This is a genomic window from Chloroflexus islandicus (genome assembly GCF_001650695.1).
Lineage (GTDB): Bacteria > Chloroflexota > Chloroflexia > Chloroflexales > Chloroflexaceae > Chloroflexus > Chloroflexus islandicus.
Genome location: NZ_LWQS01000071.1, coordinates 171,468 through 183,876 on the forward strand (window position 1 = coordinate 171,468; position 12,409 = coordinate 183,876).

6 protein-coding genes and 1 CRISPR repeat array are annotated in these 12,409 nt (G+C 62.0%); of the genes, 5 read left to right on the forward strand and 1 reads right to left on the reverse strand.

Going from position 1 to position 12,409, the window contains the following annotated elements; all coding sequences use genetic code 11:
- The first annotated feature begins 14 nt into the window (after positions 1-14).
- The 5 genes from A6A03_RS14650 (at position 15) to cas2 (ending at position 5,176) form a co-directional block, all read left to right on the forward strand.
- On the forward strand, positions 15-446 hold the full coding sequence (locus A6A03_RS14650; protein WP_245669004.1) for a ribonuclease HI family protein: 432 nt from the start codon (positions 15-17) through the stop codon (positions 444-446).
- Positions 447-510: 64 nt separating this feature from the next.
- Positions 511-1,788: an SPFH domain-containing protein gene (locus tag A6A03_RS14655; RefSeq protein WP_066789783.1), complete on the forward strand. Its 1,278-nt coding sequence runs from the start codon at positions 511-513 to the stop codon at positions 1,786-1,788.
- Between the two features lie 495 nt (positions 1,789-2,283).
- Positions 2,284-3,594, forward strand: a complete 1,311-nt coding sequence (locus tag A6A03_RS14660) for a reverse transcriptase domain-containing protein (protein WP_066789785.1) — start codon at positions 2,284-2,286, stop codon at positions 3,592-3,594.
- A gap of 308 nt (positions 3,595-3,902) precedes the next feature.
- Positions 3,903-4,898, forward strand: coding sequence for a CRISPR-associated endonuclease Cas1 (cas1, locus tag A6A03_RS14665; protein WP_066789787.1), 996 nt, complete (start codon positions 3,903-3,905; stop codon positions 4,896-4,898).
- Complete coding sequence (gene cas2 / locus A6A03_RS14670; RefSeq protein ID WP_082908980.1) at positions 4,895-5,176, forward strand: CRISPR-associated endonuclease Cas2; 282 nt, start codon at positions 4,895-4,897, stop codon at positions 5,174-5,176. Before cas1 ends, cas2 begins: the two co-directional genes overlap by 4 nt.
- A gap of 4 nt (positions 5,177-5,180) precedes the next feature.
- Here the strand turns inward: cas2 and A6A03_RS14675 are convergent, their stop codons facing one another.
- Complete coding sequence (locus A6A03_RS14675) at positions 5,181-7,190, reverse strand: helix-turn-helix transcriptional regulator (protein ID WP_066789789.1); 2,010 nt, start codon at positions 7,188-7,190, stop codon at positions 5,181-5,183.
- 161 nt (positions 7,191-7,351) lie between these two features.
- Positions 7,352-11,617: direct repeats of the CRISPR family, unit length 37 nt; unit sequence CAAAACAAAAAAGCCCCGCTCTGAAGGGGTTTGAAAC.
- Positions 11,618-12,409: the final 792 nt, after the last annotated feature.

Sequence of the window (12,409 nt, forward strand, 5' to 3'; positions counted from 1 at the left end):
CCGAATGGCTGATTGTGCAAATCGACGGTACGCCGGGCTTTCCGGCGCGCGGCATGGCTGGATTAGGCGTGTTGGTGCGCAGTGAGCGCGGCGCGGTGATCCGGTTCTATGCCGGGCGCGCGCCGGCCCGTACTAGCAACGAGGCCGAGTATCAGGCCCTGATCGCGGCCCTGCGCTTGATCCGGCGCGACTTTCCCAACCGGCGGGTGCGCTGTCTCACCGATAGCCAGTTGCTGGTTGAGCAATTGCGCGGCGCGGCAGCGGTGCGCGCCGAACCGATCCGCCCACTCTACCAGACCGCGCGCGAGCTGATCGACCAGTTTCCGCCAGCGGCGTTCGAGCTGGTACGCATCCCGCGCGATCTCAACCGGCTGGCTGACGCGCTGGCGTGGGAGGCGTTGGGTGGACGGCAGGCGTTGTTGCGCCGGGCCGGGGTGGGGAGGTAGGGAACAGGGAGTAGGTGGCGAGGGAATGGTTTGGTTCACGATCCATCACGAGAGGAGGCAAGGTATGCAAACGCGCGAACCCACGATTGCAACCACTGTGCGCGAGGTGGTCGCAGAAGCGGTCAATGATGGCTTGGCGGTCGTGAACGGCGCGATCACCGCTGAGACGATGGCGCAGACGTTGCCGGTATTGCACTTTGCCACCGGCTTGGCCACCGCGCCGCAACAATTACCGCGCCAACTATTGGGCCTCATGGCGCAGGTAGTGGTGCCTCCCGGCACGTGGGCGGTGATCTATCTGCCCGGCGGCGCGACGCGCACCTTCACCGCCGGCAGCCACACGATTTGGGCGCCTCCCGGCCCAGTGCTGGCGCAGTGGGTCGATGCTCGCCGCCGCCAAGTGCAGATCGGCCCGATCGAAGGATGGAGCGCCGATAAGTGGCCGATCCGGCTCTGGCTGGCGATCGAGCTAGCGGTGCATGATCCGCTGCTGATCGCGCTGCACCGCGAACCACTGGCAGCGGTGAGCGCGGCGACTCGCGCCGCGGCCCACGTCTTCATCGAGCAGCACAGCCACGCCGAACTCACCGGCGCGCAGGGGATTGATGAGGCGGCCCGCTTTGTCTGCGCACGGTTGCAGGCCGATCCAACCCTAGCCGGCCTCGAGATTATCGGCGTGCAGACGCTCGACCGGCAAGGCGATGAGCGCCACACCGAGGCGGCGATGGCGGCGACGATTGCCGCGGCCCAGATCGACGAAGAGCGCCGGGTCGCCGAGGCCCGCCACCGGGCGCGTCTGCACGCGCTGGCTGCGCAGACGGTTGAGCTCGATCACGAGCATCGCTTGCGTATGCAGATGCGGGCCGCCGAGGCGCGCGAGCAGCTCTTGGCCCAGCATGCTGAAGTGCAGCGGGCAACGCTGGCCGCCCAACTCGATCTGATCAATGCCCAGATTCGGGCGCAGGTCGCCGAGATTGCTCACGAAGAGCAGGTGTGGCAGAGCGAGCAGGCTCGCTTCCAGCAAGAGTGGGAACGGCTGCAACAGCAACTGCTCGAGAGCCACCGCACCGATCAGGCCCTCCGGCTGCTGGCCGCTCAGCACGAGAGTGAGCGTATCGCTGGCGAAGTGACATTGGGGGTCGAAGAGCGGCGCGGCGCACAGTTGCAGGCGTTGGTCGAATTGCAGCAACAGCTCGAAGACCGCCGGCTGGCGCGGGCCCAAGCTGCCGCCGAGCGGCGCGAACACCACGAGCGGGTATTGCTCGAACTGCGGCTGCGCCACGAGCAATTGGTGGCCGACCAGATGGCGCGGCTCGGCAATTGGCAACTGGCCGAACGGTAAGGGAAATAGCCACAAAAGAACACAAAACGTTGCTTTCTTCCCTACATCCCAGTGCTGCGCTCCCCATCACCCCTCCCCCAGCGGGGGAGGGGCAAGGGGTGGGGGCAACAGCCCGCGCAGCGGGCTTCGTAAGAGTAGCCCGGCCCTTCAGGGCCGGGTGCCGGATCCGAGGTTCTGACTACCAGTGATCGCTGGGCAATGCCTGACATCCCAGTGCTGCGCTCCCCATCACCCCTCCCCCAGCGGGGGAGGGGCAAGGGGTGGGGGCAACAGCCCGCGCAGCGGGCTTCGTAAGAGTAGCCCGGCCCTTCAGGGCCGGGTGCCGGATCCGAGGTGCTGACCACCAGTGATCGCTGGGCAATGCCTCAACACTCGACGCAACGCTCCCCGCTCCCACTGGCGTGAGCGAGGGGCAAGGGGTGGGGGCAACAGCCCGCAGTGCGTGAACAGAGGCAGGGAGATAAGGTTCTATCACATCAACCCGGAGGTTTCACTATGCCACTCTTTCCCCGCTATCACGGCCCGTCGCTGATCGAACAGGTCTGCACGGTTGAAAACCTGACCAACGCATGGCGGCGGGTGCGTTCCAACATCCAGTTAATCCGGCGTGATCGCAGCGCTGGAATCGATCAGGTCACGCTGCGCGATTTTGAAGCCGATTGGCCGGCCCAGATGGCCCAGTTGGCCGAAGAATTGCGCGACGGCAGCTACCGGCCGTTGCCGCCGCGCCGGGTGATGCTGCCCAAAGCCAACGGCGGCGAGCGGGCGATCGCGATTTTGGCCATCCGCGATCGCATTGCCCAGCGCGCCGTGCAACAAGTCTTGACCCCGCTCTTCGAGCCGCTCTTCCTCGATTGCTCGTATGGCTGCCGGCTAGCGGTCGGCGTGCCGGAAGCGGTCGAGCGGGTGGCGCGCTACGCCGAACAGGGCCTGAGTTGGGTGGTTGATAGCGACATCAGCGCCTACTTCGACTCGATCGACCACGGGATTTTACTGGGTCTGCTGCGCCAACGGATCGACGAACCGGCCATCTTGCGCCTGATCGGCCAATGGCTGGCCGTGGGAGCGTTGCACGAAGAAGCGGAGCTAGCCGAACCGGCGCCGGCCAGCCCGCTGCTGAACGCGCTCCGGCGCGGCGGCGAACTGATCCACGAGGCGATCAGCGCGCCGGCTGACCCGAATCCGCCCGATGTGAACTATTCAGACCCTTACGGCATGCCGCCGGTGGCGCCGCGCGCCGGTCTGCCCACCGGTCTCTTCGCCGCCATCAGCCTTGCCCAACCGGCCATCGAAGTCGCCCAACGGCTTGGCCCGCTCGTGCGCCGGATCGGCCCGCAACGGCTGCTGCTCGGCGGCGCGCTGGCCGCCGGCGCAGTCGCCGTCAGCGAGCTGGTGCATCACGCCAAAGCCAAGCGCGCGCAGCGCGGCACGCCCCAAGGCGGCCCGCTCTCGCCGCTGCTGGCTAACATCTACCTCCACCCGTTCGATGTCGCGATGACTGCCCACGGCGCGCGCATGGTGCGCTTCGTTGATGATTTCGTCGTCATGTGCCCCGATCGTGACGTAGCCGAACGCACCTTGGCGCTGGTTGAACGGCAACTGGCTACCTTGCGCCTCCAGCTCAACCCGGCCAAAACCCGGATCGTCGCCTACGCCGACGGCATCGAGTTTCTGGGTCAGGCGCTGGCCCCGCGCCGCGGGCAAGGCCTGTTTCACGGTCTCACCGACTTTCACGAAGCCGAGCGGCGCTTGCGTGAGCAGGTGGGCCGGCTGCGGAAGAAGGGGAGTAGGGAGGGCGATGAATAGCCACAAAAAGACGCAAAAGGCGCAAAAAATGGTTACATTTGTGTCTTTTGCGGCGCTGTGCGGCTATTTCGCCAACCAACCTCGCTCAACTTTACACTCCCCTCTCCCGCGCTAGCGCGGGAGAGGGGCAGGGGATGAGGGCCAGCAGCCCGCGCAGCGGGCTTCGTAATCCTAGCCCGGCCCTTCAGGGCCGGGTGCTGGATCAAATGTTCTGTCGCCCCTTGAAAGGGAGCGGGGAGAAGGAGCATCGCACGCGTTTACACTCTCCGCCCCCTCTGCGGTAAACAACCTCAACAAGGAGCAATGCTATGGCTACGCTGTACGTCCAAGAACAAGGCGCCACCGTGCGCAAACGCGACAACCAGATCATCATCACCCGCGCCGGTGAAGTGCTGCAAGAAATTCCACTTAACAAGATCGACCAGATCGTCCTTATGGGGCGCGGCGTGCAGATTTCGACCGCACTCTTAGTCGAACTGCTCGGACGCGGGATACCGGTCATGCTGACCAACCAGCACGGCAGCCGCCATTACGCCACCCTCACCGCCGGCCCCTCGCGGTTTGGCGCGTTGCGTCTGCGCCAAAGCCAACTGGTGGTCGATCCGGCGTGGGCGCTCGAACTGGCGCGCGGCATCGTGGCCGCCAAATTGGCCGCCCAACGCGCCGTACTCGCCGCGACCGGCTGGCCAGCCGCGGCCACAGCGATCGCGCAGATCGACGCTGCTGCCCGCGGCTTAGCCAGCGCCGCCACCCTCGACGCTGCCCGCGGCTTTGAAGGCGCTGCCGCCGCCGCCTACTTCGGCGCGTGGCGCGCCGCCTTCCAACAAGGCTGGGGCTTCCAAGGCCGCGCCTTCTACCCGCCGCCCGATCCGATCAACGCCCTCCTCTCGTTTGGCTACACCCTCTTGTTGCACGACGTCTTAACCGCCGTGCAATTCACCGGCCTCGATCCCTACCTCGGCGTCTTTCACGCCATCGAAGCCGGCCGGCCCTCGTTAGCGCTCGATCTGATGGAAGAGTTTCGCCCGCTGATCGTCGATCGCATGGCGCTCGATCTCATTACTACCAACGCCATCACCCGCCAGCAATTCGAGCGCGCCGGCCCTGACAAACCCAACGCCATCTACCTCAACGGCGCCGCCCGCAAACTGGTGGTCAGCCGCTACGAAGCGCTGATGCAAACGCCAGTGCGGCTGGCCGGCGGCAGCCAAACCGCATTCCGGCGCGTCGTGCTCTTGCAAGCCCAGATGGTGGCCCGCATCATTCGCGGCGAGCAAGCGCGGTACGAAGGAGTGGTGCGATGAGCATGTTCACCATCATTAGCTACGACATCGTGGATGACAAACGGCGCGCCAGCGTTATGAAGCTGCTCAAAGGCTACGGCGTGCGTGTACAGTACAGCGTCTTCGAGGCCATGCTCGACGCGCGCGAATTTCGCGCCGTCAGCGACCAACTGCGCAAACTGATCGATCCGGCCCAAGACAGCGTGCGCTGTTACCGGCTCGACGCCGTAGCCGCCGAGCGCACCGTCATCCATGGGATTGGCCGGATCACCACTGACCCAACCCACTACATGGTCTAACCGCTCATTCCAGCCACACCCGGGCGATCCGGTTAGGAGGAGCGGCCGGCAGCGCCAAGCGACCCTTGGGCCGCGCCGCTCCCTGCTGCCGGCGATGGTTGGCCGGTGGCAAGAGCGTCGAACGCAGGTCAATAATTCGATCGACGCGAAAACAGCGTTCGGTCCGCCGCATGGCGCAATAAGCATAGAGCAGCCAGCGATCGCCGTGCTGCTCGAGCCGGATCGGTTGCACCAGCCGTTCATGCGCCGGCTGCTGCGGCGGTTGGTACCGCAACTGCACCGCCTGCCGGCGCCGGATCGCCGCGCGCAGCATTTGCAACGTCACCGCCAGCGGTTGGCATGGTTGCACCGGATCAACCCGCTCGCCAACGGCGACCGATGCTGTTGCCGGCAATTCATTGTCACCCACTTCCGCGAACTGTGATAGCAGTACAGCTTCATCACGCTCAGCAACGCCATCCCTGCTCTCAATCGCGGGCCAGCGCTCTCCCGCGGGTTGTGATGCGACCTGATCGCGCGTCGCTTCCGCCACAACCGCCACCCCAACCCGCGCCAACGCTCGCGCCAACGCTCGCTCGCGCCCCGGCGCCACCAGCGCCACACCGGGAGCGACCTGCATCGCCAGCGCGCGGCGCACCGCCGGAGAGCGCACCGCAGCGGCCAACGTCGCTGGGGTCGCGCACAGTGCCAGTGCGCGGGTCACAATCTGCACCGGCGGGGAAGCCGCCGGCAACATCCATGCTGGCGGATCGCTTCCCAACCGCTGCCGCCAGAGATCGCGCAACGCGCCGGGATCGTGCCCGGCAGCCAAGCCGCGCCGGATCGTCGCCGGCGTGATCTGCCAACGCGCCATCGTTTGATCCACCCGCACCAATGCGGCCCACGGCTGCAACGCCGGCAAGTCAGCCGCCAGCGTCGCCGTTGGGATGATCACCTGCCGGGTCAGCTCATCATACTGCCATGGTTGCGGTTGCGGCAGCGCAAACGGCGCCACCACCCCCAGCCACGCCAGCGGCCCGGCCACCGCCGCCCGCCACGCCTGCTGCTGGCCCCGGCGCAACCACGGCGCGCGGCGGACAGGCCACAAACTATGGGTCGTACCATCAACCAACGGCCCCACCGCCTTCGTCAACGCCACAAACGCAGCATCAGCAGCGAGCTGCTGCGCTGCCATTGCCTCGCCCCAGTGCAACAACCGGCGGCGCAGCGCCGGCCAATCGAGACCGCGCATCGACAACCGCAACCGTACCAACCACCGGTCAGGCCGTGGTTGATGTTCCCATGCGGCGCGTAGCAAGGCGAGCTGCGTGGTGGCAGCAGCGCCGGCAAACTGGGCCAAGGCCGGGCCGGGGCGCAACGTTTGGCCAGCGAGACGCAACGCACCCACATCAACCAACAACGGCGCCAACCACTGCCACAGATCATCGGTAAATGTCGAGGCCACCGCGCGCAACCGGCGCAACGCCGCGCTGGCCAACAAACCGCTAGCGCGCACCGGCAACGGCTGGGTAGCAGCGACGGCCAGCAGCGTAGATGCAGCCGCCAACGCGGCTGGGACATGAGCGGATGGCAACGCGCAAGGCGCAGCGACCTCCGGCAACGGCTCCGGCAACCAACGGCGCAGCTCAGGGGCCAGCACCCAACCGGCGGGATGGCGCGGACGCGCCGGGCGGGGCAAGAGCCACCCAAGCAGCAGCAGCGTCTCGCCAATCGAACGAGGCCGGCGATCGCGGCGCAACTGGCGCAACGGCCGGATCGGCCCCAACAACTGCTCGGCGGCAGCCGGCGACAGCACCCCCCGGCGGCGGCGCAACACCTGCACGGCCGCTTGCGCCTCAGGCGCCAACGCAAAATAACAGGCCCGCACTGCTGCCGGACGGCACAACGCCGCGCGCAGCGCCGCCACTCGCGCGGCAGCGTCAGCGCGATGCGGCCAACGCACCCGCTGCGTCGCCGCGATCAAACGCTGCAACACCACCGGCGTCTCAGCCAGATACACAGCCCAACGCACCATCGCTCTTGCCTTTCCACCAATGACCTGATACAATGCAAATGTTCCAACCATGATACACCAACCGATCAACAAGGGGCAGGACATACAACAATGGAGGTCATTGGTTGCTAGCAACGAACGCGCCAACAAGCCAACCACCGCTCACCCCGGTGCGCGACGGCCAAAACAAAAAAGCCCCGCTCTGAAGGGGTTTGAAACCAGTTTGCAATGCCGAACGTCATCGGCTCCTCCTTCCTCAAAACAAAAAAGCCCCGCTCTGAAGGGGTTTGAAACGTCACGGTGCAACAGGTCGTTGGGGGAGATGCCGCGTCAAAACAAAAAAGCCCCGCTCTGAAGGGGTTTGAAACATGATACGGGAATCGCACGATGACGCGCGACTCTTCCAAAACAAAAAAGCCCCGCTCTGAAGGGGTTTGAAACGACGGAGTATCGGCCACGCAGACTCGGTGGCACGGGCAAAACAAAAAAGCCCCGCTCTGAAGGGGTTTGAAACACAACCGTTCCGTCATGAGGATCTCCATTGTTCCTCCCAAAACAAAAAAGCCCCGCTCTGAAGGGGTTTGAAACAATTCCCCGTCGTCTTCGACGACGGGGAAGCCCATGACAAAACAAAAAAGCCCCGCTCTGAAGGGGTTTGAAACGATCGGGCAACGCTGGAGCGGTCAGCGCCTCATGAACAAAACAAAAAAGCCCCGCTCTGAAGGGGTTTGAAACAAGGCGCTGGCGGGCAGGGCACAGAGCTTGAGCAGCTCAAAACAAAAAAGCCCCGCTCTGAAGGGGTTTGAAACACGACGGGGAAGCCCATGAAGGAGTTCATGGGCACCTCAAAACAAAAAAGCCCCGCTCTGAAGGGGTTTGAAACTAGCCAAGGATCTCCGCGAGTGGCGCCATGTCGATCCGCATCAAAACAAAAAAGCCCCGCTCTGAAGGGGTTTGAAACCCTTCGGGGGGTGGGTGGCCGCCCCCAGCCCCCCCGTCAAAACAAAAAAGCCCCGCTCTGAAGGGGTTTGAAACGACGACGACGGCAGCGCGGGGAGGGTGAGATCGATCACAAAACAAAAAAGCCCCGCTCTGAAGGGGTTTGAAACACGAGCCGCAGCCCTTCCGGCTGCGGCTCGTAGGCGCCCAAAACAAAAAAGCCCCGCTCTGAAGGGGTTTGAAACGATGGTAACAGTTATTGGAAGGAGGAGGTATGGTTACAAAACAAAAAAGCCCCGCTCTGAAGGGGTTTGAAACCTCCCCGTACTCCAACCGGTCGCCCGGCTCGAGGCGGCAAAACAAAAAAGCCCCGCTCTGAAGGGGTTTGAAACACGCGGACGCGGGGGTTCACAGTCCCCCGCACAGGCCAAAACAAAAAAGCCCCGCTCTGAAGGGGTTTGAAACCCGTTGGCGTCGCCGTCGCCGTCGGCGGCACCGTCGGCAAAACAAAAAAGCCCCGCTCTGAAGGGGTTTGAAACACGCAGGGGCAGTTGGCCACTTATACCAACTAGCCTCCAAAACAAAAAAGCCCCGCTCTGAAGGGGTTTGAAACGAGATAATATACGTGGGGCCGCCCATTGCGGCCCCTCAAAACAAAAAAGCCCCGCTCTGAAGGGGTTTGAAACCCGTTGGCGTCGCCGTCGCCGTCGGCGGCACCGTCGGCAAAACAAAAAAGCCCCGCTCTGAAGGGGTTTGAAACACGACGGGGAAGCCCATGAAGGAGTTCATGGGCACCTCAAAACAAAAAAGCCCCGCTCTGAAGGGGTTTGAAACTAGCCAAGGATCTCCGCGAGTGGCGCCATGTCGATCCGCATCAAAACAAAAAAGCCCCGCTCTGAAGGGGTTTGAAACGACAGATCCGCGTTCGGAAGCAGCAATTCGATCACCCCAAAACAAAAAAGCCCCGCTCTGAAGGGGTTTGAAACTACCCTTTGACACCCCTCTGGGCGCCGGATTGTTTTTCAAAACAAAAAAGCCCCGCTCTGAAGGGGTTTGAAACAGCATAAGTTGCCGGATCGCCTTGTCCGCGGCATCCTCCTCAAAACAAAAAAGCCCCGCTCTGAAGGGGTTTGAAACATCTCCACCGGCTCATAGGCCGGTGGGACAACGCCCGCAAAACAAAAAAGCCCCGCTCTGAAGGGGTTTGAAACCGCACCTACCAGCACGGCCGATCACGTTGGCGCTCGCCAAAACAAAAAAGCCCCGCTCTGAAGGGGTTTGAAACAACTCATCGGTGTGAACGCCAGTACCGGCGTGTGGTGCAAAACAAAAAAGCCCCGCTCTGAAGGGGTTTGAAACGTGGCTGTCTGACCGAACCGGCGGGGGAGTTTCGCCAAAACAAAAAAGCCCCGCTCTGAAGGGGTTTGAAACGCTGATGGCTCCTCCTTGTCGCTCCTGCCCCGCTGACAAAACAAAAAAGCCCCGCTCTGAAGGGGTTTGAAACTCCCTGTCCTCGCCGGGCGTGGCCGGGTTCTCCTCAGCAAAACAAAAAAGCCCCGCTCTGAAGGGGTTTGAAACAAGCCCATGAACTCCTTCATGGGCTTCCTCCTTTCTTCAAAACAAAAAAGCCCCGCTCTGAAGGGGTTTGAAACGTCCATAGAGGGTGTGTCCGACTTCGCCGGATCGAACCGCAAAACAAAAAAGCCCCGCTCTGAAGGGGTTTGAAACACCATCGTGGCTGCCATCATAATGATGGCAGCCACAACAAAACAAAAAAGCCCCGCTCTGAAGGGGTTTGAAACATAAGACCCTGCAAACCCATTGTTTGCGGGTATTAAAGCAAAACAAAAAAGCCCCGCTCTGAAGGGGTTTGAAACCCCGCCCAGCAGGGCGAGGGTTGCGATGATTTTTCGGCAAAACAAAAAAGCCCCGCTCTGAAGGGGTTTGAAACTCCCCTCCAAGTGGAGGTAGAAGGTCGCGTTCGGGTCCCAAAACAAAAAAGCCCCGCTCTGAAGGGGTTTGAAACTTACCCTTTGGCGCCCCTTTGGGCGCCGGATTGTTTTCAAAACAAAAAAGCCCCGCTCTGAAGGGGTTTGAAACACAAGGTGACTGCCCTCACCCTCCCCCGTATCGGGGACAAAACAAAAAAGCCCCGCTCTGAAGGGGTTTGAAACAATGATGGCGGCCACAACCAAAAATAGTAATGATAGTCAAAACAAAAAAGCCCCGCTCTGAAGGGGTTTGAAACTCTTACGTTGGGTGCTGTTGTCATGGCAGCACCCTCCTCAAAACAAAAAAGCCCCGCTCTGAAGGGGTTTGAAACCCGCTCAGCGCCGAACGCCTCGCCGGTGACCCCCGCGCCAAAACAAAAAAGCCCCGCTCTGAAGGGGTTTGAAACCTTTGGCGCCCCTTTGGGCGCTCTTATGTTGGGTGCTCAAAACAAAAAAGCCCCGCTCTGAAGGGGTTTGAAACGCGAACCCCACCATGGCCGCCATAATGATGGCGGCCACAAAACAAAAAAGCCCCGCTCTGAAGGGGTTTGAAACGCCAGCACCCCCCCGAAGGGGGGGGGAAAGAATATGAACAAAACAAAAAAGCCCCGCTCTGAAGGGGTTTGAAACATTCGTGGTCGAGCCAGAGCGTATCGCGGCCGATCCAAAACAAAAAAGCCCCGCTCTGAAGGGGTTTGAAACACACCAGCGGGAGGCTCCTCACCTCCCGTCCCCCACCACAAAACAAAAAAGCCCCGCTCTGAAGGGGTTTGAAACGTGGGCGGGGGTTCACAGTCCCCCGCGCACACCACCACAAAACAAAAAAGCCCCGCTCTGAAGGGGTTTGAAACCCGAATCAAGACGACGCTGCGCCTCGCTTGCCGCCTGCAAAACAAAAAAGCCCCGCTCTGAAGGGGTTTGAAACTTCAATGCAGAGCCACTCTTGTGGCTCTGCATACACCAAAACAAAAAAGCCCCGCTCTGAAGGGGTTTGAAACTTTTCGGTTGAGGCCGGAGAGGTAGCGGACCTCGTAGCAAAACAAAAAAGCCCCGCTCTGAAGGGGTTTGAAACCGGTTGCTGGCGCATGGCGGGCGGAGGAAACGCTCCTCCAAAACAAAAAAGCCCCGCTCTGAAGGGGTTTGAAACCAAACCGCGTTCGACCGGCTGATTGAAGCCGGTCGAACAAAACAAAAAAGCCCCGCTCTGAAGGGGTTTGAAACCAAACCGCGTTCGACCGGCTGATTGAAGCCGGTCGAACAAAACAAAAAAGCCCCGCTCTGAAGGGGTTTGAAACCGCGACCCCGGCGTTGCTTCGCCAGCCCGCTGCAAGCCAAAACAAAAAAGCCCTGCTCTGAAGGGGTTTGAAACACGTTTTTCAGATAGAATTCCAGCAATGTCCACGAACCAAAACAAAAAAGCCCCGCTCTGAAGGGGTTTGAAACCGGATGCTGACGACGTAGCGAGTCGTCAGCTTCGACGGCAAAACAAAAAAGCCCCGCTCTGAAGGGGTAGTAAAGCCGCACGGCCGTGCGGCTCTCCCTCGTCCGCAATCACCGCACCGTACTTGTGAGGATCGTTAGATGAACTGTAAAGCCGCACGGCTCGGCTCTCCTTCATCTTGCTCTGATGGGATACCGTAAAACCGTCCGGCGATGCGGCACGCCCTCGCTCCGTGCAGTTGAGGGGTGGATAGAACGCCTGAGTGTTGATACGGTTGAGGGCTTGGGGAGTCGCCGGTTCATCTTCATCCTCTGCCCCGCTCCTCCAATGCAGGACATGGACGTGAAAGGGTTCCGCTCTCCAGTTTGTCACTGCGAACCGTATGGTAAGGGCCGATTAGCGCTCGGCCCACTGCGCGGCGAAACAATCTCCCCCAAGGGAGGACAATATTCCACAATGTTTGTTCGCGCTACAGCGGGAGATTGCTTCGGGCGCTGCGCGCCCTCGCAATGACATACGGGGCGGGGTCTCCTGCCGCGGTTCATGGCTCGTGTCTCTTCTTGACAGGGAACGCTGTGCGATGCCGTAAAGTCCCGTGCTGCGCTCCCTATCACCCCTCCCCCAGCGGGGGAGGGGCAAGGGGGTGGGGGCACACCAGCGCATCATAACGCCATCAACCACATCGATGCGCATCCGTTCGGTCCGTCCTTGCACTCCTTCCCCTCTGCGCTCTCCGCGCCCTCTGCGGTAACAACCGTACCATTGTCAGGCGGGAACGGGGGCGAGGGTTGAGGGCCAGCAGCCCGCGCAGCGGGCTTCGTAATCATAGCCCGGCCCTTTAGGGCCGGGTACCGGATGAACACTAATGG

Bases quoted from the DNA above. Each gene is read 5' to 3' on its own strand.
- A6A03_RS14655 (WP_066789783.1), top strand. From the start codon at position 511: ATGCAAACGCGCGAACCCACGATTGCAACCACTGTGCGCGAGGTGGTC.
- A6A03_RS14660 (WP_066789785.1), top strand. From the start codon at position 2,284: ATGCCACTCTTTCCCCGCTATCACGGCCCGTCGCTGATCGAACAGGTC.
- cas1 (WP_066789787.1), top strand. From the start codon at position 3,903: ATGGCTACGCTGTACGTCCAAGAACAAGGCGCCACCGTGCGCAAACGC.
- cas2 (WP_082908980.1), top strand. From the start codon at position 4,895: ATGAGCATGTTCACCATCATTAGCTACGACATCGTGGATGACAAACGG.
- A6A03_RS14675 (WP_066789789.1), bottom strand. From the start codon at position 7,190: ATGGTGCGTTGGGCTGTGTATCTGGCTGAGACGCCGGTGGTGTTGCAG.